This window comes from Rhodoferax potami (genome assembly GCF_032193805.1).
GTDB lineage: Bacteria > Pseudomonadota > Gammaproteobacteria > Burkholderiales > Burkholderiaceae_C > Allorhodoferax > Allorhodoferax potami_A.
In genome coordinates this window covers 70,950-95,305 of sequence record NZ_JAVBIK010000003.1, presented here as the reverse complement: position 1 = coordinate 95,305, position 24,356 = coordinate 70,950, and the positions used below count along the sequence as shown (strand labels likewise).

Below are 24,356 nucleotides of genomic sequence, written 5' to 3'. Positions count from 1 at the left end.
ATTCTGTCTCCGACGTCATAGCTCCCTGCGTGCAACGCCGACTATGACATCAGTTCAAGGCAGTGGGGCAATCGTAAACGCACCATAGTCCGTCGCCACCAATGAAAGCAAGGGTTAACCCTTATGCCTTACCGATACGATTTGCACCTAAACCGAGATTACCCCAATCAGGGTTGGAGCTGTGACTTCATGTCCGATGCTTTGTGGTCGGGCCGCAGGTTCCGCACCTTCAATGTCATCGATGAGTTCAACCGGGAAGCGTTGCGAATCGAGATTGACACCAGCTTGCCCGCTGGGCGGGTCATACGGGCTTTGAACGAGTTGGTGGAGGTGCGTGGTGCGCCGCTGTCTATCCGCATGGACAACGGCCCGGAGTTCATTGCCCATGCGCTGGCCGATTGGGCCAAGACCAGAGGCATCGTCCTCAATCACATCCAGCCTGGAAAGCCAACCCAGAATGCCTATGTGGAACGATTCAACCGGACGTATCGCACCGAAGTACTGGACTGCTATGTCTTTGATTCCTTGCAAGAGGTCAGGGACATGACGGCGGACTGGCTGCATCGCTACAACCACCACCGGCCCCATGAAGCCTTGGGGTCAGTTCCTCCAGTTGAATACCGTGTGACAAAATTCCCCAACCTCTACTTCTGAGTGGTTCAGGAATTCGAGGAGGCTTCAGATCGTCTGAATCAGAATATGGAGCATGCCGCTATGCCAGACGCGGATTGTGAAGGGCCTACTCGTGGACTTCGGACCGCCGTCTATTCGGGCCAAACGAGAGTTGTGGCTTGCGCAGGCGGTCGTGCCGCTTTGAAGTACTGTATTGAATGCGCTTCAAGACTAGACCAATCTAAATGGCGATTCGTCAGCGGGATGGTGACTCTTTTGAAAAGAATTCTTCAGTGGTTTCAGGCACATCAGAATTAGCAGTACTGTTTGATGCCATCAGCTTACTTTGACTTGCAAGGAGCTTTTCATAAAGCCCTGCCAGTGCGGCCATTGGAACTTCAGAGGCAACAATGCCCACTACTCCACTTGAGGTCGTTACCTTTGTGAATGCTCGTTTCTCTTCAAAGTTAGTAATTTTTGATGCCATGAACGAATGATAAAAGCAGAACTACCCATTGAATCGACCCGGATTATGTAGACACCTCTGAGCCTCAAACGTGAGGCCTAATAGGAGGTGATATGAGTCAGAAGAGATTTCCCGAAGAATTCAAGATCGAAGCGGTCAAGCAGATCACGCTGCGCGGCCATTCAGTAGCCGAGGTGTCCGCCCGATTGGGTGTTAGTCAGCACAGTCTGTACAAGTGGATCAAAGAGCAGCAATTGCCTCCTGGTCAGCACAAGGAGCAGTTGTCCCAAACGGAGGAACTGCGCAGACTCAAGGCCGAGCTCAAGCGGGTGAGCGAGGAGCGCGACATCTTAAAAAAAGCCGCCTTGGATTCAACTGGTCAATGCAACATGATTCAAATTATGTTGATAAGGGTCTGCAATGAGTTCAGTGCAAAGAGGCTTAACTTGGGAGCAACGCCATCGTTTGTGGCAGATGTGGAAGGCGGGAAGCAGCATTACGGATATTGGAATCGCTCTGAGCAAGGCTCCCGGTTCAGTACATACATACCTCTCACATCGAGGAGGGATTTCCCCACCAAGCCGCCAGCGCGCGGAGCGACATCTTTCACTTGCTCAGCGTGAGGAAATATCGCGCGGATTGGCCTTGGGAAGGTCTTTGCGGAGCATCGCTCTACTTATTGGTGTTGCGCCATCTACAGTAGGTCGCGAAGTTAAACGCAATGGTGGTGACTCCGTTTATCGAGCGGCGACTGCGGACGCTCGAGCGACCAAGCAGGCGTGCAGACCCAAGGCATGCAAACTAGCTACCCATCTACCATTGCGCGTAACCGGTCACTGTCCGGCGTTATTGCCTACGTTACCAAACCGTGTAATGGTGAACGCAATGGATTCTCGGCGAAGTGCTGCTTCCATTGACGAGGCGTCAGTTCTGAAACTCTGGAGGCGGGGTGGTGGCCTACGCGTTGCAAGACATCAACCAGGTAGGTGTAGGGGTCAATGTCATGTAAACGGCATGTCACGATCAGGCTCTGCATGATGCCCGCGCGCTTGGCGCCCACCTCCGTCCAGCAGAATAACCAATTGCGCCTGCCCATTGGTATCGCGCGCAAGGCGCGTTCCAGATGGTTCGTATCCATGGCCACATCCGCATCGCCCAGAAACACCTGCAGTTGCGCGCGGCGCTCGCGTGCATAGGCCAATGCCTTGGTCAACGGATTGCTGGGCAGGAAGCCTTGCCGCTCGAACTGCAAATCCACCCATTCAAAGAAGTTCTGCACCAGCGGTTTGCTGTGGCTTAGACGGTGCTCTCGTTTGGCATCCCCGTAGAGGTCACGTTCACGAATGGCTTCTTCCTGGGCGTAAATCTCGCCAATTTGCTGCAGCGCCTGGCCAGCGGCCTGTGGCTCGGCCCCTAGAGCTTCAAAGAAGCCACGCCTGCAGTGCGCCCAGCATTGGGCATGCGTAATGCCGGTCTTGGCAGCGTAACGTGCATAGGCCTCATAGCCGTCAGTGAGCAACACGGCATCTGTGGCCCCTGGCAGCCCCAATGCCTGCTGTACGTGCTCGTGGCGGCGCGACTCGAAATAGGCAAAGCACACCTCATCGAGTTCGCCGTACACAGGCCAGAAGTAGGCCGCCTTCATCTTGCCGGGCCCACTGCGCCCGGCCTTGATGGGGGTCTCGTCCATTGCCTTGACCCGGCTGTTGCGGATCGACTCGAGCTGCGTGTCGTAAATCGGCTCCAGCAGGGAAATGGTCTTTTGCGCCAGTTGCGTCAGCCACGCCCGGCTGAGTTTGAAGCCCGCTTGGCTCAGGCGCTGGTGCTGCCGGTACAGCGGAATGTGCCAGGCAAACTTGTCAACAACAACGCCTGCGAGCAAGCTCACGTCAGCGCGGCTGCCCTCAATGATGCCTGTTGGCGCGCCCGCACAGTGCAGGGTTTGCGTGTCGTGGCGCTTGATGACAGAGCGCACATACTTCAGCACCACATAGGCACCGGGGCGCTGTGCCAAGCGGTGGCTGACCTTCTGGCTGACAACCTCGTACTGATCGGGCGAGAGGTCTTTGGTCTCGGGGTTGGCCAGCTCGATGGTGTGCACGGGCACCTTGGTTTCGTCAAAGAACGATGCGGGCGTGCCCTCGTCGGCAAAGTTGCTGCGGGGTTTGCGTCGCTGGTGTGCAGGGATGGTGTTGGAGTCGGAGTCGGCTTCGGGCGCATCAGTGGCAGGGAGGTCGCCCAGGAGTTGCCCCAGGTGCATTTGCTGCGCATCGGGCAAGGGTGCAAAGCGCTCGCTCTTCTTGCCAAAGAGTTGGCGTTTGAACCATTCGAGCTGCTGCTCCAGCGCGCTGATGCTGGCGGCCTGTGCTTGCAGTGTCTGCGCGATGCTCTGCGGCGACAGCCCCATGACCGTTTCGACGGTAAATGTGGGAGTGCTGGTATTGGGCATCGACATGGGCCTTATCTTGCGGCCTTTAGGGACAAAGCAAAAGAGTGCTTCTCCGGATTGAAAATGGGCACATCGTCACCTCCGCGCAGGGTGTTGGTAGCGTTTGTGGCGTCGGCGCACTTCGATGCCTTCGAGCATCAGTTTGAGCGCCGTGCAGTCGATCTCGCCACTGCCGCCTTGAACGCCTTTACGGGAGAACTTGCCGCTCTCCAAACGCTTGCACCACAGGCACCAGCCGCTGCGGTCAAAGTACAGCACCTTCATCTGTGTTTGCCGCCGGTTGATGAAAACAAACATGTGTCCGGCCAGCACATCCACTTCAAACCCCTGGCGTGCCAGAGCGTACAAGCCGTCGTAGGACTGGCGCATATCGGCAGCTTGGCCATACAGGAACACGCGAATGCGGCCCTCGGGAAAGAACATTACCGGCGTACCAGATGCAAACTCATGCCCGAGCCGAGTTCGATGCGTAACTCCATGGCTCCATTGCCGCTGCCGTGCACTCCAGCAAGGTCGCCCAGATCAACGAACGCCGCCTTCGGCACGGTGGTGGGGGCTACCTTGTTCGTTCGCAGCGGGGACGCGATTCCCCTCTGTTTATTCCTAAGCGTGCGTCGGCGAGCAAGGCTGCTGCGACTGATGCCTTCGCGGCTGCAAAATTCATCTATCGTCAATCCAGCGCGGTCAAAACGATCCAGTACCTCAGCCCAAGTCTGTTCACTCAACACTGCACGCCTGAGCACGCTCTGCGTCTCTTCCATATCCGACCCCGTCCTGTTTGTTGATCAGGGCGCATTCTTTGGTACCTGCAATCAGTTCGCAAGAACGCCGGACAGTGACCGGTTACCCACGGTGCAACTGCGCGATGCCAGCAAGGACACCACGCACACCAGCAGGCTGTGGGCCTATTTGGGCGCCGGTCAGCGCCTGAATCACAAGGGCCAATGTGTGGAGCACCCACCCTCAGTCGTCTTTGAATTCACTAGGACACGTCAGGGTATCCATCCGCAGCGGTTCCTGAAGGACTACCGCGGTTACCTGCAGATTGATGCCTATTCTGGCTATGACGCCTTGCTCAAATCCGGTGACATCGTGGCCGTTGGTTGTATGGCTCATACCAGACGCCATTTCTTTGAGGTGGCCCGCAAAGACCCCAACCCGCAGGGGTTGGCTGCACAGGCGCTGGCCTGGATTGCCAAGCTCTACGAGATCGAATCGCACATCAAGGACCATCCACCCGACAAGAAGCTGCTGACCCGGCAAACCCAGTCGCGCCCCGTACTCGAACAATTCCATGGGTGGCTTGTTGGTCACGCCCCTGGCATTCCGGCACGCAGCAAATTGGGACAGGCCTTTGGCTATGCCTTGCGGCAATGGGAAACCTTGGCGCGGTACACCGAAGACGGCATCCTGATGCCAGACAACAACCTGATCGAGTCGGCCATACGTCCAGTTGCTGTTGGAAGACGCTCATGGTTGTTCCCGGGTGCTGAGCGCGGTGGCCATGTCACCGCCACCATGTACTCGCTCATCGGCACCTGTCGCCTCAATGGGGTGGAGCCCTATGCCTGGCTTTGCGATGCTCTCAAGCGCCTGCACAACCACCCTGTGACTAAACTAGCCAAATTGCTGCCGTTCAACTGGAAACGGCAATCCATCACTCAAACTTGACAGCCCGCCTCGGGGCTGCGCGGAGCACTTCAATGGACTGGCACAACTTGATGTCTACTCTGGCCACCCAGGCCACCGACTTGGAGCTGCTGCAGCTTCAAACCGCAGTGGAACATCTGCTCTCGCAACCCGCCAGCAGCTTCACGTCGGCCAGACAGTTCAATATCTCGACGTGCACGACAGCCGCATGCATGCCGCCAAGGTCATTGAGTTCAAGCCTGACCAACTGATGGTTCATGCATCCCATGACGGAAAGTACAAATGGATTCGCTACGCAGCCGTTGGGCTGGACCCTTCAGTAAAGGTAGCGCAGCAGCCCAAAGAAGTCCTGCCACGAAGAGAAGACTTTGCTCTGGGCGACACGGTGAGTTTCGACGGGCGTGACTTGATCAGGAAGTTCGGCAAGATCTCACGGATCAATCAGAAGACTGCATCCATCGTCTGCGAGGACGACCATGAGTGGTGAGTCTCCTTTGCCCTGCTTCAGCGCGTCATGAATGTGTAGCCGATCGGCGTAGCGAACTGCGCTAATCCGCGCAAGATGGGGATTCCCGGTCAGTTACTCTGCAACGCACTCACGGACCGCCCGGCAAGGGTGCTTAGCTGCCGGCTCCTGTTTGGGTGTCGTTTGCCAATATGGACCAGCAGTCATCTTCGTGCCCATCATTGAGCCCTACTTAATCTGACGCAGTTCATGCGCCCAACGCTTTGAACGATGCCTGTGGGAGCTATGGGAGCGATTGGGATCGTTGTTTGGAACAAATTTCTTCTGACCGGAATTCGCAAGATTCTGAAAGTTTGCATTCAAAAAAACTAGTAAAACTCTCGGACCAGAGAGTGCTAGGCGGTCAAGTCGCAGTCCGTAAACGGGGAGAGCATGTTCATTCCAAATTTCAGTGCGCGCTCAGTCGCACCAATCATTTCGTCGGGTCGGGTCGCCTTTGGCATTGTTTCTACAAAGCCAATTTGTTTTTGACGAACCCGAGGCTCGCGCCACACACTCATTCCCTGCTGATCAGCCGTTGAATTGTCGGGAGCAGCTTTGGGTTCAATGGCAGAGTCAGTAGTCATGGGTTCGGCGCGCCAGCCGATGGAACTTCTGTGCATGGTCGCGCGCCTGCACGGTGTTGCTGTGGACGCTGCCTCCCTCTCTCACCAATTGGCACTGACAGAAGACACCCAAGTAGACTTTGATTTGCTGCGTCTGGCAGCACAAAAGCTCAATCTCAAGGCGCGGGTGGAGTCTGTTGCTCTTCATCGCTTGCGTTACACACCACTTCCTGCGTTGGCCCAACTGGCGGATGGCTCTTGGGCTATGGTTGCAGCGGCGAATGAAAACCAAGTCCTGGTCCAACATTCCGCCCATAAAGCGATGGGTGCTGGAACTGTGGCAGGCGCAGTCCCTGCAGATGACCTGCCAGTGCGCATGACGCATGCTGAGTTTGCGCAAGCGTGGCTAGGAGAGGTAGCGCAATCCTCAGAGAAACCCAGCGGCCAGATGCTACTCGTCGCCAGCCGTGCGTCATTGGTAGGCGACATCGCCCGATTCGATTTCAGTTGGTTCATTCCCAGTCTGGTCCGCTATCGCCGCCTCCTGGGTGAGGTGCTGGGCGCATCGGTCGTGTTGCAGCTGTTTGCTCTGGTCACACCCTTGTTCTTTCAAGTGGTGATGGACAAGGTGCTGGTGCACCAAGGCCTTTCTACCTTGCATGTTCTGGTCATCGGCTTGGTGGTGATCTCCCTGTTCGAGAGCGCTTTGAACTTCATGCGTTCGTATGTGTTTGCTCACACTACCAGCCGAATTGATGTGGAGTTGGGTTCCCGGTTGTTTCGCCACTTGCTGCGCTTGCCTTTGGCCTGGTTTCAGGCGCGACGAGTAGGAGATTCGGTAGCCCGTATCCGCGAGCTGGAAAGCATCCGCAGCTTTCTGACCGGACAGGCCTTGACGGTGGTGTTGGACGTGGTTTTCTCAGTCGTCTTCATCGCCGTCATGCTCTGGTACAGCGTGCAGCTCACCACCATCGTCCTGCTGAGCATCCCCTGCTATGTGGCTTTAACGGTCATGATCGTTCCCCCACTGCGCCGCCGTCTGGATGAGAAGTTCGCCCGCGGCGCAGAGAACCAAGCCCTTCTGGTGGAAACCATCACCGGTGTTCAAACCGTCAAGGCCTCTGCCTTGGAGCCCATGATCGCCAAGCGCTGGGATGACCAATTGGCGGCCTACGTGTCCGCCTCTTTCCGTACCCAGACTTTGGCAAGTGCGGGTCAAGAGGGCATCGGCCTGATCGGCAAGCTGGTGACTGCCTCGACCCTGTTCTTCGGGGCACAACTGGTCATGGCCGGTGAGCTCACCATGGGGATGTTCATCGCCTTCAACATGTTTGCCGGCCGGGTAGCCCAGCCCATCATGCGCATGGCCCAGTTGTGGGCGGATTTTCAGCAAGTGGGGATTTCGATGCAGCGACTGGGCGACATCCTCAATGCCCCAGCAGAGGTGCCGCCCAGTGTGGCGGCTCAGTTACCCAAGTTGATTGGACGCATCACCTTTGACCACGTGAACTTTCGATATCACGCGGATTCCAGCTTGGTACTACGGAATGTGCAATTGGACATTGCCCCCGGCCAGGTCATCGGCATTGTGGGTCGCTCAGGGTCAGGTAAATCCACCCTGACCAAGCTGGTGCAACGCCTGTATGTGCCAGAGCAAGGTCGGGTGCTGATCGACAACGTGGATATCGCGCAGGTCGATGCCGCCCAGATCCGCCGTCAGATCGGTGTGGTCCTGCAGGACAACTGGCTGTTCAATCGGTCTGTCAGAGAAAACATCGCCATCAGCCAACCTGCAGCCTCCATGGACCAGATTGTCTATGCAGCCAAGTTGGCGGGCGCCCATGGGTTCATCAGTGAGCTACCCCAAGGCTATGACACCCTGGTCGGGGAGCAAGGCAGTAGCCTCTCCGGTGGGCAAAAGCAACGCTTGGCTATTGCACGTGCATTGTTTTCCAACCCCCGCATCCTAATATTTGATGAGGCCACTAGTGCGCTGGACTATGAGAGCGAGCAGATCCTGCAACGCAATATGTCCGCCATCTGCAAGGGACGCACCGTCCTCATCATTGCCCACCGCCTCAGTGCGGTACGCCATGCCAACGCCATCGTGGTGCTGGACAAAGGACGCGTAGTAGAAGGCGGAACCCACGACGAGCTGCTGGCCAAACCGTCGCTGTATGCCCGTTTGTGGGGTATGCAATCTGGTCAGGAAGTCCATGCATGAGAACTCCTGGTTGGATGCAAGGAGTGATAGACCGGTTGTCTGTTCTTAAAGCCTTGATGAAGCGCTACCAGCAAGTGCTTCAACTGGCATGGGCGGCCCGTCATGAAATAGCGGGACCGGAACGACTGGCGAGTGAACGTGCCTTTATGCCAGCAGCTCTCAGCTTGCAGGAAACCCCGCCCCACCCAGCACCCCGGCGCATCATGGTCATCATCTGTACCTGTGTGGTGGCAGCCCTGATCTGGGCAGCTTTCGGCAAGATCGATGTAGTGGCTTTGGCGCCCGGGCGTGTCATCGTCAGCGAACGCAGCAAGGTCATACAACCCCTGGAGGCGGCTACTGTCCGGGCCATCCATGTCCAGGATGGTCAAGAAGTACAAGAGGGCCAGCTCTTGATTGAGCTGGATAGCACGCAAGTTGGGGCTGAGCATTCACAGAACAAGCAACAGTGGCTGGCGGCGAACTCCGAGAAGCTCCGCAGTCACAGCTTGCAACTGGCATTGAACTCAGGCGTTCAGCCTGCAATAGCCGAGCAGCAAAGCTCCCTGTGGTGCGCAGCCACCAAGATCGAAAGCTGCGAGCCATGGCAGACCTTGCGCCAGCAGTTGCAAACCGAATGGCAGGACATACGCAGCAAGCGGGAAAGACTTGCTGCCACCGTCCAGACCCGGGATAGCCAAATCCAGGTCAGCAAAGCTGCGATCAACCGCTTGCAGTCATTGCTAGTCACCCTGAACCAGCGGGAAGTGGACTATGCAGCACTGGCCCAACAAGGATTTGTGAGCCAGCACGGCCTGCAAGACAAAACCCGGGATCGCCAGGACATAGACAACGAACTATTGAGAGTGCGTGCAGAACTGACTACCGCCATGTCAGCGCACCAAGAGGCGCTCAAAGAACAAAACGCCTACCTGGCAGAGATCCAGAAGAGCCTGGCGCAACGCCAATTCACTGCTCAGCAAGAGATTGAACGATTGGCCCAGGAGCAGGTGAAGTCGCAACAGCGCCTTGAACTGCTCCAACTGCGTTCACCGGTCAAAGGAACCGTCCAGCAACTGGCCGTCTTTACCGCGGGTGGAGTTGTCACGCCAGCACAAGCCCTGATGGTGATCGTGCCGGCAGCCCACGACATCAGCGCAGAAGTCATGGTGGCCAACAAAGACATCGGGTTCATCCATGCCGGCCAAAAGGTGCGCATCAAGCTGGAAACCTTCAACTTCACCCGATACGGAACGATTGAGGGTGAAGTGACCTGGGTAAGCGCAGACGCATTAACCCGTGACCCACAAAACTCCAATTCAGCGAATAACCCAGCGAGTAACGGGCAAGCACCGCTGGCTTACTTTCCGGCGCACGTGAAATTGAATAAACAGACCATCGATGTCGAGGGGAAAACCATGCCGGTCACCCCTGGGTTAAACATTACTGCAGAGATTAAGACAGGTCGGCGCACGGTATTGGATTACTTGCTGAGTCCGATTCAGAAAACGATTGATGAGAGTGCGGGGGAAAGATGAAAGACAACCTAGATATGAAAACTGTCGCTGCTCAAGAAAAGCCATCTTGGAGTATTCGAATGACCAGCTGGAAATTGAATCAGTTCAGAGTCATTAACTTCAGCGTCTGGCTGGGTTACTTGGTATTGGCAACCAACTTATTAAGTCCGGAATGGGCCAGTCAACCCGCCGTCAAGGCAGCAGTGGCAGCGATGGCGCAGTGGATTCCGATGCTTGACAGTATTCGCGCAATACCCGGCGTAAATGATTGGATACGTACTTTCTATGCGGGAGTATGGCTTTTAGCACCATTCTTTATTTTGTCCGGTTGGTACATGCGCAGACAGGAGTGCAAAGAGAAACAGGAGATGGCACGCACCTTTTCCGACTTGACGCTGGGCTTTGGTGTGTTGCTGGTCTACCCATTAGGCATTTGGATAGTCTTTTTTTGGCCAATACCGGATATCAATGGCTGGCGAGATCGAAGCGTTTCCAGTGGAGTAGTTGGTATCGCACACACGGTATTCATCATGTGTGGCTATTTCTGGGCGTGGGGGCTTGTCGGCAGAAGTATCTACACCCGCCTTCGTTTTGGCCACGTAAACGAATTCCTAGCCAAATCGACAAACAATTAATTTACAGATATCCATTTTTCAATTAAGTTAAGCGAGATAAGCATGGCTGATCAAGGAAATTCCAATGCGACGACTTCTGCCAGCGTTAAAGAGTTTATTACTTGGGTCTCAAACGACTGGGCGCGGTGAATGACGCGCACTGGCGGGCTGTGGCATGACACGAAGTCAATCGGTCAGAAACTAATTGCTGAAACAGCTTCCAGGGATGATCAATGAAATTACGACGTGTGCGTAATTAGTCTCTTTAGAAAAGTGTTGAAAAACTATGTTGTTCAAGAATTGATTTTTAAAATGAAAAAAGACTCCTTTCCAATGCCCGTCACCTATTGGTTATGGCAGGCAATTATTTACTCATGTTTTTGTTTGATTATGTTTTTTGTGCCTCGGCTCAATCCCGAAGGCGTTAAATGGACATCGGAATATGTAGATATTATGAAAGATGTAGTTCCAATGCTTGCTCATTTGGCTAGTCTTCCAGATGGCAGTTTCAATATTCAATTCTATTTTTCTGCAATTTGGATGTTGGCGCCTTTATTGGGTTTTTCTGCTGTGTTTCTTGCAACGTTTAACTCGGAAGTGCAGAAAACCAAGAAAATTAGACTCTCGAGTTCATTCACGGAATTCCTCAAAGGTTTTATTGCCTTTTCTTTTGGTCTTGGAGTTCTTATTTTCTGGCCTATTAATTCAAATCAAATTTCTTGGCGTGATGAAGGATTGGTTGGATCTGAAGTTGGAGTGTTTTTCTTTGGATTGATGATTGTTTGGACTACAACGTTGCTTGGTGTATATGTCCATCATTTTTTTGAGCGACTCAAATACTCAATAGATAGCAAGTCTTAGTATTGCTCAGGCGATAGTTATTTGAAAAACTTATAAGATGATTGGATCTAGAAATGAATTATGCAGTTAAAAATCACTCAAATAATCAATCAGTAGGTTCGAATGTTGCGAAGCCTATTTCAGACTTCGTGACTTGGGTTGGTGACGGATACACCAATGCAGAAAAAGGTGCTTACAACATAGCAAAAGACACCTACAACACTACCGTGAGCGTTGCGTACGATGGATTTTCAAAGATGGCTGGTGCAGTAACTCCACCGAGATATTCGGCAGCAGCTGGGGGTTGGGTGGGAACTTGGGATGGCGGAAAAGCTGGCGCAGTGCTTGCGCGAGTTGGCTATGTTTTGGGGTGTGCAGCTGATGCTGGCGAGGCTGTTGCTAACATAAATACTGGTATGTATAAAGACGCTGCGGTTAATGGTACCGCATGCATTGGAGGAGTAGTTTTTGGTGGCATAGGCGGAACGGCGGGTTCTGTAGTGCCATTTGTTGGTACTACTGCTGGCGGGCTTGTGCTTGGTTACGCAGGCGGTAAGGCCTCAGAATATATTGCTGGCAAGCTTCTTCCAGATAGTTGGAATAAAGGCGATAAAAATGCACCTGCACTAAGTTTCTCGGCAGACTATCCAAACTACACGACGAATGAAGAGCAACGGCTGTTGAGAATGGGGGCAAATGCAGCTGAAGCAGCTGCGCAGGCCAAAGCAGAAAAACAAGAACGCGGCAACCGCCTCCTCTCTCAAAGCATCATCAGCGCTGCGAACTACACCAATCTGAGTCTGCAGCAACAGATGGAGCAAAAGGTCGACACCAGCAACCAAAGCTTGTCCGAGGTAAGTCGCCTGGCTCGCGCAGAAAGCAGTGCAACAGCAGCAAAGGCTGCAGCCGATGCTGCGGCCGCCTCTCAGGCAGCCGCAGCAGCTGCACAAGCAGCGCGTGATGCTTTCCGCGCCAGCGAAACAGAGTACACAAACTCACAAAGTAGCAGTAGCAGCAGTAACTCAGGCTGGAGTGGGTGGAGCAGTGGGTCAGATCAGAGCTCTGCAGAATCCGCGCGATTGAGCCGAAGTGGGTCAACTGGTGATCCCATCTTCATCGACCTCGATGGCAACGGCATAGAGCTCTATTCCCGCAACAACAGCCCCGCACAGTTCGACTTCGACGACGACGGCTACGCAGAAACCACCGCCTGGGCAGGCCCCCAAGACGGCATTCTGGTCATCGACGAAGGCAACGACAACCAAATCACCCAAAGCAAAGAAATCGCCTTTGCCAAATGGACTGCCGCAGAAGGCGACACCGACCTCGAAGGGCTGGCCGCCACCTTTGACAGCAACCACGACGGCGTGCTGGATGCCCGGGACGCGCGTTATGCAGACTTCAAGGTCTGGAAGGACGCCAACTCCAACGGAGTGGTCGACACCGGAGAAATGCAAACCCTGGCCCAAGCCGGCATCAAGAGTTTCAACCTCAAGGTCAAAGACGGCACCAAGCTCAGTCTGGATGACGGCAGCGTCATCCACGGCCTCTTCGACATCCAGCGTGCAGACGGCAAGATGATCCAAGGTGCAGACGTATCTCTTGCCTACAACGACCTGGGCTACCGCACCCGTACCGATGCAGCAGGCAACACGGTGGTCGAGTTTGAGAGCGGCAGCGCCCTGCACTACCGCAACATCGGCGCCACCGAAGGCAACGCCAACTTCCATCTGGGCACTGACACCGACGCCAAACTGTGGGTGGGCGCCAGTGGCAATGCCGGTGCCAACGTATTGAACGCCAGCAGTAAAACCACGGAAGTCTTGTTGGATGGTGGTGCAGGTAACGACACCCTGCTGGGTGGCTCGGGTGACGACATCCTTGTGGTGCTGGACAACAGCCAGTTGAACCTGAGTTTTGCTACAAAAACAGTAGCCGCTCACGCAGATGACATCAGCGCTAGAGGCCGATTTGACCCTAAAACAAGGCGGTATGCGGTGAATGACGATCACTGGCGGGCTGTGGCATGACAAGACAGTTTTGCTGTGAATTGCCTCCTCACACTATCTACGCATTAACCCACCCCCCGCAAAACACCAATTCTGAGAACAGCCCGATGAGTAACGGACATGCAGCGTTGGTTTATTTCCCGGCGCACGTGAAACTGAATAAGCAAACCATTCATGTGGAGGGAAAAACCATGCCGGTCACACCGGGGTTAAACATTAATGCAGAGATTAAGACAGGACGTCGGACGGTATTGGATTACTTGTTGAGTCCGATTAAGAAAACGATTGATGAGAGTGCGGGTGAAAGATGATGGACTGTACTATAGATCTACTTATGAACGAGAACATGTAATGCCAATAACTTTGTTTGGAGGTTTTTAAGTGCCTCAGAAATTAAACAGCAAGGCTGATTTATCCGTTAATGAAGGAAGCGAGCGCACCTCATTTTTAAGGAAAGTATTCAGCAGTAACTGGTGGTGGTATGGGCAAGTGAATCCAGACCCAACAAAACCACCCGCACCTGAGGCTCGACCGAGGCTCTGGAGAAACTATTTATGGCCAGGGATCATAGCTTGGGCAGTGCTTCTTTTCTTTCCAACGACCAGTTCGCTGTTGAATTATGAAATTCCCGACGAACGAGATTTTCTGACTCTTCGTGGAGAGGTGGTTGAGACTAGTCTAAGAAGTCCGCATATGAATATCAAGTTAAACGATGGGCATATTCTAAAGGCAGAGTTTCCGGTTCAAATTAATTTACTTCGTGGCGTCACAACTGAATTGTTTAAGGAGCCGGTCCATAAGTTGGTGTTGACTTGTAAAAATATAGTTGTGTCTGGTGTATATCTCCGATACCTGCCAGTCGATCGATTTCGAATTTGGGACTTTAGTTGTGAAAACGGTGCATTCTTTGTACCTAAAAGTGAGATAAAGAAAAAATGGCTAGCGGGTCGTTTGGGCATGCATCTCTACATCGTTGGCCTCTGCTGGATATTCCTCCCGCTATTCTTGTTCACTTATTACCTTAAAGAGAGAAAGAATTATGTCTTCAAAAACTGATTATGTTATTTCGTTTGGCACTTTGTATGTCAATATCGGTAATACTGCAGCGACTTCATTTGACCAACAAGGAAAGCCAAATTATGTGAATCTAGGACTGGGACTAGCACAAACTAGCCACTCCATTGCAGATTTAACCACTAAACCTTTGCAATCAACTAGTGGCATGTGGGGAAAAGGGGTGCCCGGTGTAGGTGCAGTGCTTGGTGTGGCAAGCCTAACTACGATTGATACCAACAAATCTTTCAGTCTCGGTGACTATGCCAATATCACTGGCGGTACGGCTGGCGTTCTGGGTTTTGGCGCTGCAGTACTCAATTGGCCAACAACAGCTGCTGTACTTGGCGTAGTTGGAATGGGTGCTGGCGGGGTGCAGTTATATGACGCAGTTAAAAACCCTCCGCAAGTCGGCTATCTGGGGAAGAGCTACAACGATCCTCGCAGATTGGACGCTTCACAGCCTGCGGCGGTAATTGACCGTCCTTATAGAACATTCGCTGATGATGTTGCAGCTCGTAAGTTGGCAAATCAACAAACTGCAATGGGACAGGTCTTGGATCAGGAGGAAAAATCCTCTCTTAGCTCCGCCATTGATGTAAGCGAATCTAGCAAACGCTCCCAGGCAAAAATTGAGTCTGATAGAAGAGCCGCTGAAGCAAAAGCGGCAGCTGAAGCCCAAGCGAGGGCCCTAGTTGAAGCCTTCAGGGCCAGTGAAATCGCATACACCAACTCCAGCAGCAGCTGGAGATCCGAATCTAACGAATTCGGTGGCTACAACGGTTGGGCAGGCAATACGACCGAGGGTAGTGGTTTTGGCATGGGTGAGCACGGTGGAAGCCTTGCACCGATCATCATTGACTTGGATGGCAACGGCATTGACCTCTATCTCAACGGCCATAGTTCAGCCTGTTTTGACGCAGACGACGACGGCTACGCAGAAACCACCGCCTGGGCAGGCCCCCAAGACGGCATTCTGGTCATCGACGAAGGCAACGACAACCAAATCACCCAAAGCAAAGAAATCGCCTTTGCCAAGTGGACAGCCGCAGAAGGCGACACCGACCTCGAAGGGCTGGCCGCCACCTTTGACAGCAACCACGACGGCGTGCTGGATGCCCGGGATGCGCGCTATGCAGACTTCAAGGTCTGGAAGGACGCCAACTCCAACGGTAATCCCCCCGATAAACCAAAGGACCGAGAAGTAGAATTTTCTAAGAAGGAAGTTCTACGTGAAGAAGTCGAGATTTACGGATAGCCAGATCATGGCTGCATTGAAGCGTGTTGAAGCCGGTTTGCCGGTTCCTGATATCTGTCGTGAGTTGGGGATCAGCACCGCCACGTTCTACAAGTGGCGTGCCAAGTTTGGTGGCATGGACACATCCATGATGGCCCGCATGAAGGAACTCGAAGACGAGAACCGGCGGCTTAAGAAGATGTATCTGGAAGAGAAACTCAAGGCCGAGATCGCCAACGAGTACCTCGCAAAAAAGTAAGCCTGCCGTCTCGCCGGCGCGAGATGGCCAAAGAAGTCGTGCAGCAGCGTGGGCTTGCCATACGGGTCGCCTGTTCCGTGTTCTCAATCAGCGAATCCTGCTACCGCTACGAGTCCAAGCAAAACGCTGAGAATGAACTCATCGCTGATTGGTTGATGCGGCTGACGGACAACCACCGCAACTGGGGCTTTGGCCTGTGCTACCTGTATCTGCGCAATGTGAAGAGTTTCGGGTGGAACCATAAACGCGTGTACCGCATCTATCGTGAGCTGGAGTTGAACCTACGTATCAAGCCTAGGAAGCGCTTGGTGCGTGAGAAGCCCGAGCCTTTGGCTGTGCCAGAGGCCATCAATCAGGTCTGGTCGATGGACTTCATGCACGACAAGCTGGAGGACGGCCGTAACCTGCGCTTGTTCAATGTCATCGACGACTTCAACCGTGAGGCGCTGGGCATTGAGGTGGACTTCTCGCTGCCGTCGGAGCGGGTGATCCGAGCATTGAAGCAGATCATTTCCTGGCGTGGCAAGCCGCAAGTGATTCGATGTGACAACGGGCCCGAGAACATCAGTGGCACCATCCAGAACTGGGCCGAGGAATGGGGCATCCGGTTTGAATATATCCAGCCGGGCAAGCCACAGCAGAATGCCTATGTCGAACGGTTTAACAGGACTGTTCGATACGAATGGCTATCCCAGTATTACTGGTCCAGTATTGAAGAAGTTCAGGACTTCGCCACGCAGTGGATGTGGTCCTACAATCACGACCGCCCGAATATGGCCCTGGGCGGTTTCACCCCAATGCAGCACTTGGCCATGGCTGCATAACCGTTCTACTTTTAGGTCCGGTGGAAATTGGGGGGATTACCCAACGGAGTGGTCGACACCGGAGAAATGCAAACCCTGGCCCAAGCCGGCATCAAGAGTTTCAACCTCAAGGTCAAAGACGGCACCAAGCTCAGTCTGGATGACGGCAGCGTCATCCACGGCCTCTTCGACATCCAGCGTGCAGACGGCAAGATGATCCAAGGTGCAGACGTATCTCTTGCCTACAACGACCTGGGCTACCGCACCCGTACCGATGCAGCAGGCAACACGGTGGTCGAGTTTGAGAGCGGCAGCGCCCTGCACTACCGCAACATCGGCGCCACCGAAGGCAACGCCAACTTCCATCTGGGCACTGACACCGACGCCAAACTGTGGGTGGGCGCCAGTGGCAATGCCGGTGCCAACGTATTGAACGCCAGCAGTAAAACCACGGAAGTCTTGTTGGATGGCGGCGCCGGTAACGACAGCCAGTTGAATCTGAGTTTTGCTATCAAAACAGTAGCTGCTTGTGCAATTGATATGGGCGCTAGAGGCCGATTTGACCTGCAAACAAGACTGAATGCCGTGAATGACGAGCACTGGCGGGCTGTGGCATGACAAAACGGTCTTGCAGTGAATTGACCTAGGCTACTGCCTACGCATTAATCCAACCTCCGCAAAACTCCAATTCAGCGAATAACCCGGCGAGTAACGGACAGGCACCACTGGCTTACTTTCCAGCGCATAGGAAACTGAATGAGCAGAGCCTCGATGTTGAGGAGGAAACCATGCCAGTGACACCAGGATTAAACATTACTGCAGAGATTAAGACTGGACGTCGGACGGTATTGGATTACTTGTGGAGTCCGATTCAGAAAACGATTGATGAGAGTGCGGGGGAAAGGTAATTGCTTGAGTCGAAACTTTTGTAAGAGTTATCTAAGTCATCTTTACCGATCATTTTATTTTTTGGGGCGGCAAATGGTTAATACACTAGTTATATGCGCAGTGATATTTGGATTAAGTGCTTGCAATTTCAACTCCGAAGAATCTCCTCAAGTGGGGGCTGCAGTTGAAGATGTGCAACTGGTCCTGTACTTCAGTGACGGAGATTTTGATTGGAAAGGAGTTGGAGACTGGGTATTAATCAACAGTGGAGAAACTCTCCAAATAGATCGAAAAAAAATTACTCCTGCGCAAGAATTAGTCACAGATAACTGGAATGACGTATTTCTGCCCGCTAGAAAGAGTCCCCTTCTGGGGAAAAGCGAAAAAATGCAATTAGATAGGTTAAATGGCATTGCTTGCCTTAAAGAACAATGTGCTTTTTTATATGCGGTTTGTCCAAAGCACGAACAATTAGCACGCGGTGAAAAATGTACTACCTATTCGTTTAAGAAGTAATCTAAGGAGAAAATGATGGCAGAAGTCGGCGTGAGGATAGTCTATTCTGGGAATAATAGTATTCCCGGCCATATGTACACCGTGTTTAAAGATAATGAAGGTAATGTTACTACCTACGGCCATTATCCCGAGAAAATGATTTACGGAGTAACTAGTGGTCCCGGTGGCGTTCGTGTTGATCAAGATAATGATGAACATGAGGCGAGATCTGGTAACCCGGGGACCAACGGAGTGCCTGATGTCGCCCGAAACTTCCCAGTATCTGATACCGATTTTCAAAGAGCTTTAAACTTCGCGAGGGAAGCGGCAGAGCAACGCGGAGATGTATCGAAATATTGGGGGCAATATGATGCGTTCGCACGTTCATGTGTTGACTTCACATGGAACGTAATGCGGCAAGCGGGGCTAGACAAAAGTTCATGGTTTGAGGGATACCCTCTTCCAAGTTGGAATAAAAAAGCTGTCGACAACGCATATTTTGAATTTTTCAGTCGAGATGAATTCAACCTTGAATTGAGAAGAAAACCTGCGCAGGACGAGGCCTCAGTCAATCTAAGGCCAACCATGAAGGATGACCCGCGAAACGTAGAAACTATTGCAGCTAAGGCCCATGCAGCTGCGCAGGCCGAAGCAGAAAAACAAGAGCGCGGCAACCGCCTCCTCTCTCAAAGCATCATCAGCGCTGCGAACTACACCAATCTGAGTCTGCAGCAACAGATGGAGCAAAAGGTCGACACCAGCAACCAAAGCTTGTCCGAGGTAAGTCGCCTGGCTCGCGCAGAAAGCAGTGCAACAGCAGCAAAGGCTGCAGCCGATGCTGCGGCCGCCTCTCAGGCAGCCGCAGCAGCTGCACAAGCAGCGCGTGATGCTTTCCGCGCCAGCGAAACAGAGTACACAAACTCACAAAGTAGCAGTAGCAGCAGTAACTCAGGCTGGAGTGGGTGGAGCAGTGGGTCAGATCAGAGCTCTGCAGAATCCGCGCGATTGAGCCGAAGTGGGTCAACTGGTGATCCCATCTTCATCGACCTCGATGGCAACGGCATAGAGCTCTATTCCCGCAACAACAGCCCCGCACAGTTCGACTTCGACGACGACGGCTACGCAGAAACCACCGCCTGGGCAGGCCCCCAAGACGGCATTCTGGTCATCGACGAAGGCAACGACAACCAAATCACCCAAAGCAAAGAAATCGCCTTTGCCAAATGGACTGCCGCAGAAGGCGACACCGACCTCGAAGGGCTGGCCGCCACCTTTGACAGCAACCACGACGGCGTGCTGGATGCCCGGGACGCGCGTTATGCAGACTTCAAGGTCTGGAAGGACGCCAACTCCAACGGAGTGGTCGACACCGGAGAAATGCAAACCCTGGCCCAAGCCGGCATCAAGAGTTTCAACCTCAAGGTCAAAGACGGCACCAAGCTCAGTCTGGATGACGGCAGCGTCATCCACGGCCTCTTCGACATCCAGCGTGCAGACGGCAAGATGATCCAAGGTGCAGACGTATCTCTTGCCTACAACGACCTGGGCTACCGCACCCGTACCGATGCAGCAGGCAACACGGTGGTCGAGTTTGAGAGCGGCAGCGCCCTGCACTACCGCAACATCGGCGCCACCGAAGGCAACGCCAACTTCCATCTGGGCACTGAAACCGACGCCAAACTGTGGGTGGGCGCCAGTGGCAATGCCGGTGCCAACGTATTGAACGCCAGCAGCAAAACCACGGAAGTCCTGTTGGATGGCGGCGCTGGTAACGACAGCCTGCTGGGAGGATCGGGGGACGACATCTTGCTCGGTGGTGAAGGTGCAGACCAACTGCAAGGCGGTGCGGGCAACGACCAACTGTTTGTAGACGGCGCGGACCTTGCAGCTTTATCTGCGCTCACAGGCACCGCCAAGTCCACCCGCATCAATGGTGGCGATGGCTATGACAGCCTCGTGGTGCTGGATAACAGCCAGTTGAATCTGAGTTTTGCTATCAAAACAGTAGCTGCTTGCGCAATTCATATGTGCGCTAGAGGCCGATTTGACCTGCAAACAAGACTGAATGCCGTGAATGACGAGCACTGGCGGGCTGTGGCATGAGCAGTGACGGCCAGCCTCCGCAAATACACGCACCGACCGCAATGTCCAAACGCAATGACCAATCGCATTGGTGGCGAAAACTATTCAGCAGTAATTGGTGGTGGTATGGGGAAATAGATCCTGACCCAGCGTGTCTCCCGTCTCTTGAGAAGCGTCCAAGGTTGTGGCGGCCGCGAGTGTGGTGTGGATTTTTGGTGTGCTTGATAGGGGTATTTGCACCAACATTGAGCTCGCTAATGAACTATGACGTTCCCGTAAAACAAGACCTACAAACGCTGTATGGAGAGGTAATCACAACCAATGTGCGAAACCCTCATATGCAAATCAGGCTCACAGATGGAGAAGTTGTTGACGCTGAGTTTCCTGTCTTTGTTACCTATTTTGGAGGCTTCAAAACGAGGCTGTTTGAAGAGCCTGTCCACAAGATAGTTTTGACTTGCAAGCAGGTGGTTGTTTCTGGGAATTATTTGCGCTTTGTACCATTCAAGCGATTTCGCATATGGGACTTCAGCTGTGCAAACGGTGCGTTTTTCGCACCGCGGAGCGAAGTACAGAAGAACTGGACGTACGGACGCTTTAAAACCCATGCGGCAATAGCAGCACTTTGTATCTTCGGTTTCTTGCTTATGCTATTTGAACGTTTCTTACGAGAAAGGAAAGATCATGCCTCCAAAAACTGATGCCGTTGTTGCGGGTGGTTCCATATTTGTTAATGCCAGCAATGGGGCGGCAACTGCTTTTGACAAACAAGGAAACCCTAGCTACGTAAATATTGGACTAGGTACTGCGCAGACAGTGCATGCCTCATTTGATTTGGGTACCAAATCGTTGCAAGCATCAAATGCGGTTTGGAGCAGGGGTGTGCCAGCTGTGGGGGCGCTGCTCGGGGTGGCCAGTTTATCGACATTAGACAGTGAGAAAAAGTGGGGTACCGGCGATTGGGCAAATGTAGTTGGTAGTGGGACTTCTATTCTTGGACTCGGTGCTGCTGTCCTTGGGGCACCAGTAACGGGCACCGTGTTGGGGGTTGTCGGTCTAGGTGCTGGCGGCGTGCAGTTATATGACGCGGTTAAAAATCCTCCACAAGTCGGCTATCTGGGGAAGAGCTACAACGATCCTCGCAGATTGGACGCTTCACAGTCTGCAGCAGTGATTGATCGACCGTATAGAACATTTGCCGAAGATGCGGCTGCACGCAAGCTGGCAAGCCAGCAAACTGCAATGGGACAGGTCTTGGATCAGCAGGAAAAATCCTCTCTTAGCTCCGCCATTGATGTAAGCGAATCTAGCAAACGCTCCCAGGCAAAAATTGAGTCTGATAGAAGAGCCGCTGAAGCAAAAGCGGCAGCTGAAGCCCAAGCGAGGGCCCTAGTTGAAGCCTTCAGGGCCAGTGAAATCGCATACACCAACTCCAGCAGCAGCTGGAGATCCGAATCTAACGAATTCGGTGGCTACAACGGTTGGGCAGGCAATACGACCGAGGGTAGTGGTTTTGGCATGGGTGAGCACGGTGGAAGCCTTGCACCGATCATCATTGACTTGGATGGCAACGGCATTGACCTCTATCTCAACGGCCATAGTTCAGCCTGTTTTGACGCAGACGACGACGGCTACGCAGAAACCACCGCCTGGGCAGGCCCCCAAGACGGCATTCTGGTCATCGACGAAGGCAACGACAACCAAATCACCCAAAGCAAAGAAATCGCCTTTGCCAAGTGGACAGCCGCAGAAGGCGACACCGACCTCGAAGGGCTGGCCGCCACCTTTGACAGCAACCACGACGGCGTGCTGGATGCCCGGGATGCGCGCTATGCAGACTTCAAGGTCTGGAAGGACGCCAACTCCAACGGAGTGGTCGACACCGGAGAAATGCAAACCCTGGCCCAAGCCGGCATCAAGAGTTTCAACCTCAAGGTCAAAGACGGCACCAAGCTCAGTCTGGATGACGGCAGCGTCATCCACGGCCTGTTCGACATCCAGCGTGCAGACGGCAAGATGATCCAAGGTGCAGACGTATCTCTAGCTTACAACGACCTGGGCTACCGCACCCGTACCGATGCAGCAGGCAACACGGTGGTCGAGTTTGAGAGCGGCAGCGCCCTGCACTACCGCAACATCGGCGCCACCGAAGGCAACGCCAACTTCCATCTGGGCACTGAAACCGACGCCAAACTGTGGGTGGGCGCCAGTGGCAATGCCGGTGCCAACGTATTGAACGCCAGCAGCAAAACCACGGAAGTCTTGTTGGATGGTGGCGCTGGTAACGACACCCTGCTGGGAGGGTCGGGGGACGACATCTTGCTCGGTGGCGAAGGCGCAGACCAACTGCAAGGCGGTGCGGGCAACGACCAACTGTTTGTAGACGGCGCGGACCTTGCAGCTTTATCTGCGCTCACAGGCACCGCCAAGTCCACCCGCATCAATGGTGGCGATGGCTATGACAGCCTCGTGGTGCTGGATAACAGCCAGTTGAATCTGGTGGCCGATGACATCAATGTTGAGTCGGTGTTGGCAGGCAGTGCCAATGACGGCATTACGGGTAAGAACAATGCCGTGAACTATGTGTTCGACGGTGGCACAGGCAATGACACCTTGATCACGGCTGGTGGCGAAGACGTCTTGTTAGGTGGCGCCGGAAACGACACCCTCAAATCAGGTGCAGGCGCTGACGTGTTGTCCGGTGGCGCGGGTACCGACCGTCTAGAGGGTGGAGCCGGTGACGACGTGTACGTGCTCAACCGTGGCGATGGTGCTGACCGGATCCTCGATTACGCAGAAGACTGGTACAAAGAGAAATACAGTTATCAGGAGCAAGTCTCCTACAGCGAGCAGTACAACTATTACGAAAGCGTCTACCGCGGCGACGGCAAGAGCGGCAGCTACGTCAACGAACTGCGCAGTGGCTACCGGGCGGCCACTCGCATGGAGAACCGCGTGGGCTACCGCGACGTCTTTGGCGAAGTCGATGGTGGCATTGACACCCTGCAGTTCGGGCTGGGCATCTCGGTGCAGGACCTGGTTTTGTCCCGCGTGGGCGAGGACATGGTGGTTGCCTTGCGCGCAAGCGACAACGAGAACGCCCTGTCTGCAGACAGCGTGACCATAGAAGGCTGGGCAGATACCAAGAACCGGATTGAGAACTTTGCGTTTACCGATGGCAACCTGCTGGACTTCAGCCAGATCGTCAACGCCCAAAGCGGCATGGGTGCCAATGACACCTTGAGCGGCACAGCGGATGGTGACTTCATGTCTGGTGGTGGCGGCAACGACACCCTGACCGTAACCGGTCACTGTCCGGCGTTCTTGCGAACTGATTGCAGGTACCAAAGAATGCGCCCTGATCAACAAACAGGACGGGGTCGGATATGGAAGAGACGCAGAGCGTGCTCAGGCGTGCAGTGTTGAGTGAACAGACTTGGGCTGAGGTACTGGATCGTTTTGACCGCGCTGGATTGACGATAGATGAATTTTGCAGCCGCGAAGGCATCAGTCGCAGCAGCCTTGCTCGCCGACGCACGCTTAGGAATAAACAGAGGGGAATCGCGTCCCCGCTGCGAACGAACAAGGTAGCCCCCACCACCGTGCCGAAGGCGGCGTTCGTTGATCTGGGCGACCTTGCTGGAGTGCACGGCAGCGGCAATGGAGCCATGGAGTTACGCATCGAACTCGGCTCGGGCATGAGTTTGCATCTGGTACGCCGGTAATGTTCTTTCCCGAGGGCCGCATTCGCGTGTTCCTGTATGGCCAAGCTGCCGATATGCGCCAGTCCTACGACGGCTTGTACGCTCTGGCACGCCAGGGGTTTGAAGTGGATGTGCTGGCCGGACACATGTTTGTTTTCATCAACCGGCGGCAAACACAGATGAAGGTGCTGTACTTTGACCGCAGCGGCTGGTGCCTGTGGTGCAAGCGTTTGGAGAGCGGCAAGTTCTCCCGTAAAGGCGTTCAAGGCGGCAGTGGCGAGATCGACTGCACGGCGCTCAAACTGATGCTCGAAGGCATCGAAGTGCGCCGACGCCACAAACGCTACCAACACCCTGCGCGGAGGTGACGATGTGCCCATTTTCAATCCGGAGAAGCACTCTTT

Annotated in this window: 24 protein-coding genes and 2 pseudogenes; 21 read left to right on the top strand and 5 right to left on the bottom strand. The window is 53.9% G+C overall.

Features of this window, described 5'->3' with window-relative positions; translation table 11 throughout:
• The first annotated feature begins 123 nt into the window (after window positions 1-123).
• Entirely contained in the window at window positions 124-654 is a 531-nt protein-coding gene (locus RAE19_RS18390; protein ID WP_430962583.1) for an IS3 family transposase, read from the top strand.
• A gap of 214 nt (window positions 655-868) precedes the next feature.
• Here the strand turns inward: RAE19_RS18390 and RAE19_RS18385 are convergent, their stop codons facing one another.
• On the bottom strand, window positions 869-1,099 hold the full coding sequence (locus RAE19_RS18385) for a hypothetical protein (protein ID WP_313876336.1): 231 nt from the start codon (window positions 1,097-1,099) through the stop codon (window positions 869-871).
• A gap of 92 nt (window positions 1,100-1,191) precedes the next feature.
• On the opposite strand from RAE19_RS18385, the pseudogene RAE19_RS18380 reads away from it, so the two are divergent.
• A pseudogene (locus RAE19_RS18380) lies at window positions 1,192-1,440 on the top strand (transposase); the annotation flags it as partial.
• Between the two features lie 58 nt (window positions 1,441-1,498).
• Window positions 1,499-1,741: pseudogene (locus RAE19_RS19485) on the top strand (IS30 family transposase); the annotation flags it as partial.
• 190 nt (window positions 1,742-1,931) lie between these two features.
• Here RAE19_RS19485 and tnpC (RAE19_RS18375) read toward each other — a convergent pair.
• The 3 genes from tnpC (RAE19_RS18375) to RAE19_RS18365 all read right to left on the bottom strand — a co-directional run bounded on the left by tnpC (RAE19_RS18375) (window position 1,932) and on the right by RAE19_RS18365 (window position 4,288).
• Complete coding sequence (tnpC, locus tag RAE19_RS18375) at window positions 1,932-3,533, bottom strand: IS66 family transposase (RefSeq protein ID WP_313872998.1); 1,602 nt, start codon at window positions 3,531-3,533, stop codon at window positions 1,932-1,934.
• Window positions 3,534-3,602: 69 nt separating this feature from the next.
• Window positions 3,603-3,950 carry an IS66 family insertion sequence element accessory protein TnpB gene (gene tnpB / locus RAE19_RS18370; protein WP_313873004.1) on the bottom strand — a complete coding sequence of 116 codons (348 nt, stop codon included), beginning with the start codon at window positions 3,948-3,950 and terminating at the stop codon, window positions 3,603-3,605.
• Window positions 3,950-4,288: a hypothetical protein gene (locus RAE19_RS18365; protein WP_313873005.1), complete on the bottom strand. Its 339-nt coding sequence runs from the start codon at window positions 4,286-4,288 to the stop codon at window positions 3,950-3,952. The genes tnpB (RAE19_RS18370) and RAE19_RS18365 overlap by 1 nt, the downstream gene beginning before the upstream one ends.
• Before the next feature lie 91 nt (window positions 4,289-4,379).
• Between RAE19_RS18365 and tnpC (RAE19_RS18360) the strand changes: the two genes are divergently transcribed.
• Complete coding sequence (gene tnpC / locus RAE19_RS18360) at window positions 4,380-5,198, top strand: IS66 family transposase (RefSeq protein ID WP_313876335.1); 819 nt, start codon at window positions 4,380-4,382, stop codon at window positions 5,196-5,198.
• Between the two features lie 187 nt (window positions 5,199-5,385).
• A complete protein-coding gene (locus RAE19_RS18355; RefSeq protein ID WP_313876334.1) occupies window positions 5,386-5,664 on the top strand; it encodes a hypothetical protein in 279 nt (92 codons plus the stop codon).
• Between the two features lie 374 nt (window positions 5,665-6,038).
• On the opposite strand, the gene RAE19_RS18350 is transcribed toward RAE19_RS18355, so the two are convergent.
• Window positions 6,039-6,269 carry a hypothetical protein gene (locus tag RAE19_RS18350; protein ID WP_313876333.1) on the bottom strand — a complete coding sequence of 77 codons (231 nt, stop codon included), beginning with the start codon at window positions 6,267-6,269 and terminating at the stop codon, window positions 6,039-6,041.
• Between RAE19_RS18350 and RAE19_RS18345 the strand changes: the two genes are divergently transcribed.
• The 16 genes from RAE19_RS18345 (at window position 6,268) to tnpB (RAE19_RS18270) (ending at window position 24,320) form a co-directional block, all read left to right on the top strand.
• Entirely contained in the window at window positions 6,268-8,472 is a 2,205-nt protein-coding gene (locus RAE19_RS18345; RefSeq protein ID WP_313876332.1) for a type I secretion system permease/ATPase, read from the top strand. The genes RAE19_RS18350 and RAE19_RS18345 overlap by 2 nt on opposite strands.
• 35 nt (window positions 8,473-8,507) lie before the next feature.
• A complete protein-coding gene (locus RAE19_RS18340; RefSeq protein ID WP_313876331.1) occupies window positions 8,508-9,989 on the top strand; it encodes an HlyD family type I secretion periplasmic adaptor subunit in 1,482 nt (493 codons plus the stop codon).
• Window positions 9,986-10,603: a hypothetical protein gene (locus RAE19_RS18335; protein ID WP_313876330.1), complete on the top strand. Its 618-nt coding sequence runs from the start codon at window positions 9,986-9,988 to the stop codon at window positions 10,601-10,603. Before RAE19_RS18340 ends, RAE19_RS18335 begins: the two co-directional genes overlap by 4 nt.
• 291 nt (window positions 10,604-10,894) lie before the next feature.
• Window positions 10,895-11,443, top strand: coding sequence for a hypothetical protein (locus RAE19_RS18330; RefSeq protein WP_313876329.1), 549 nt, complete (start codon window positions 10,895-10,897; stop codon window positions 11,441-11,443).
• A gap of 665 nt (window positions 11,444-12,108) precedes the next feature.
• Window positions 12,109-13,452 (top strand): hypothetical protein, encoded by a 1,344-nt coding sequence (locus RAE19_RS18325; protein WP_313876328.1) that lies wholly within the window; start codon window positions 12,109-12,111, stop codon window positions 13,450-13,452.
• Window positions 13,453-13,538: 86 nt separating this feature from the next.
• Entirely contained in the window at window positions 13,539-13,742 is a 204-nt protein-coding gene (locus tag RAE19_RS18320) for a hypothetical protein (RefSeq protein WP_313876327.1), read from the top strand.
• A 70-nt stretch (window positions 13,743-13,812) separates the two neighbouring features.
• The gene (locus RAE19_RS18315; RefSeq protein ID WP_313876326.1) at window positions 13,813-14,487 is read left to right on the top strand and encodes a hypothetical protein; all 675 of its coding nucleotides are present in this window, start codon (window positions 13,813-13,815) and stop codon (window positions 14,485-14,487) included.
• A complete protein-coding gene (locus RAE19_RS18310; RefSeq protein ID WP_313876325.1) occupies window positions 14,471-15,742 on the top strand; it encodes a hypothetical protein in 1,272 nt (423 codons plus the stop codon). The genes RAE19_RS18315 and RAE19_RS18310 overlap by 17 nt, the downstream gene beginning before the upstream one ends.
• A protein-coding gene (locus tag RAE19_RS18305) for an IS3 family transposase (protein ID WP_313873000.1) occupies window positions 15,717-16,804 on the top strand; the annotation gives its coding sequence in 2 pieces (ribosomal slippage) (window positions 15,717-15,978 and window positions 15,978-16,804; 1,089 coding nt in all). The genes RAE19_RS18310 and RAE19_RS18305 overlap by 26 nt, the downstream gene beginning before the upstream one ends.
• 27 nt (window positions 16,805-16,831) lie before the next feature.
• A complete protein-coding gene (locus tag RAE19_RS18300; protein WP_313876324.1) occupies window positions 16,832-17,401 on the top strand; it encodes a hypothetical protein in 570 nt (189 codons plus the stop codon).
• 363 nt (window positions 17,402-17,764) lie between these two features.
• Entirely contained in the window at window positions 17,765-18,187 is a 423-nt protein-coding gene (locus RAE19_RS18295) for a hypothetical protein (RefSeq protein WP_313876323.1), read from the top strand.
• Window positions 18,188-18,751: 564 nt separating this feature from the next.
• On the top strand, window positions 18,752-20,269 hold the full coding sequence (locus tag RAE19_RS18290; protein ID WP_313876322.1) for a calcium-binding protein: 1,518 nt from the start codon (window positions 18,752-18,754) through the stop codon (window positions 20,267-20,269).
• Between the two features lie 236 nt (window positions 20,270-20,505).
• Window positions 20,506-20,949: a hypothetical protein gene (locus tag RAE19_RS18285; RefSeq protein WP_313876321.1), complete on the top strand. Its 444-nt coding sequence runs from the start codon at window positions 20,506-20,508 to the stop codon at window positions 20,947-20,949.
• 445 nt (window positions 20,950-21,394) lie between these two features.
• On the top strand, window positions 21,395-23,674 hold the full coding sequence (locus tag RAE19_RS18280; RefSeq protein ID WP_313876320.1) for a calcium-binding protein: 2,280 nt from the start codon (window positions 21,395-21,397) through the stop codon (window positions 23,672-23,674).
• Window positions 23,635-23,973 (top strand): hypothetical protein, encoded by a 339-nt coding sequence (locus RAE19_RS18275; protein WP_313873005.1) that lies wholly within the window; start codon window positions 23,635-23,637, stop codon window positions 23,971-23,973. The genes RAE19_RS18280 and RAE19_RS18275 overlap by 40 nt, the downstream gene beginning before the upstream one ends.
• Window positions 23,973-24,320 carry an IS66 family insertion sequence element accessory protein TnpB gene (gene tnpB, locus RAE19_RS18270; protein ID WP_313873004.1) on the top strand — a complete coding sequence of 116 codons (348 nt, stop codon included), beginning with the start codon at window positions 23,973-23,975 and terminating at the stop codon, window positions 24,318-24,320. The genes RAE19_RS18275 and tnpB (RAE19_RS18270) overlap by 1 nt, the downstream gene beginning before the upstream one ends.
• The last annotated feature ends 36 nt before the right edge of the window (window positions 24,321-24,356 follow it).

Excerpts from the sequence above, each read along its gene's own strand:
- RAE19_RS18350 (WP_313876333.1), bottom strand. The coding sequence starts at position 6,269 with ATGACTACTGACTCTGCCATTGAACCCAAAGCTGCTCCCGACAATTCA.
- RAE19_RS18330 (WP_313876329.1), top strand. The coding sequence starts at position 10,895 with ATGAAAAAAGACTCCTTTCCAATGCCCGTCACCTATTGGTTATGGCAG.
- RAE19_RS18290 (WP_313876322.1), top strand. The coding sequence starts at position 18,752 with ATGAAGGATGACCCGCGAAACGTAGAAACTATTGCAGCTAAGGCCCAT.
- RAE19_RS18320 (WP_313876327.1), top strand. The coding sequence starts at position 13,539 with ATGAGTAACGGACATGCAGCGTTGGTTTATTTCCCGGCGCACGTGAAA.
- RAE19_RS18365 (WP_313873005.1), bottom strand. The coding sequence starts at position 4,288 with ATGGAAGAGACGCAGAGCGTGCTCAGGCGTGCAGTGTTGAGTGAACAG.
- tnpB (WP_313873004.1), bottom strand. The coding sequence starts at position 3,950 with ATGTTCTTTCCCGAGGGCCGCATTCGCGTGTTCCTGTATGGCCAAGCT.
- RAE19_RS18285 (WP_313876321.1), top strand. The coding sequence starts at position 20,506 with ATGAACTATGACGTTCCCGTAAAACAAGACCTACAAACGCTGTATGGA.
- RAE19_RS18325 (WP_313876328.1), top strand. The coding sequence starts at position 12,109 with ATGGGGGCAAATGCAGCTGAAGCAGCTGCGCAGGCCAAAGCAGAAAAA.
- RAE19_RS18335 (WP_313876330.1), top strand. The coding sequence starts at position 9,986 with ATGAAAGACAACCTAGATATGAAAACTGTCGCTGCTCAAGAAAAGCCA.
- RAE19_RS18275 (WP_313873005.1), top strand. The coding sequence starts at position 23,635 with ATGGAAGAGACGCAGAGCGTGCTCAGGCGTGCAGTGTTGAGTGAACAG.
- RAE19_RS18390 (WP_430962583.1), top strand. The coding sequence starts at position 124 with ATGCCTTACCGATACGATTTGCACCTAAACCGAGATTACCCCAATCAG.
- tnpB (WP_313873004.1), top strand. The coding sequence starts at position 23,973 with ATGTTCTTTCCCGAGGGCCGCATTCGCGTGTTCCTGTATGGCCAAGCT.
- tnpC (WP_313872998.1), bottom strand. The coding sequence starts at position 3,533 with ATGTCGATGCCCAATACCAGCACTCCCACATTTACCGTCGAAACGGTC.
- RAE19_RS18345 (WP_313876332.1), top strand. The coding sequence starts at position 6,268 with ATGGGTTCGGCGCGCCAGCCGATGGAACTTCTGTGCATGGTCGCGCGC.
- RAE19_RS18295 (WP_313876323.1), top strand. The coding sequence starts at position 17,765 with ATGGTTAATACACTAGTTATATGCGCAGTGATATTTGGATTAAGTGCT.
- RAE19_RS18310 (WP_313876325.1), top strand. The coding sequence starts at position 14,471 with ATGTCTTCAAAAACTGATTATGTTATTTCGTTTGGCACTTTGTATGTC.
- RAE19_RS18385 (WP_313876336.1), bottom strand. The coding sequence starts at position 1,099 with ATGGCATCAAAAATTACTAACTTTGAAGAGAAACGAGCATTCACAAAG.
- RAE19_RS18355 (WP_313876334.1), top strand. The coding sequence starts at position 5,386 with ATGCATGCCGCCAAGGTCATTGAGTTCAAGCCTGACCAACTGATGGTT.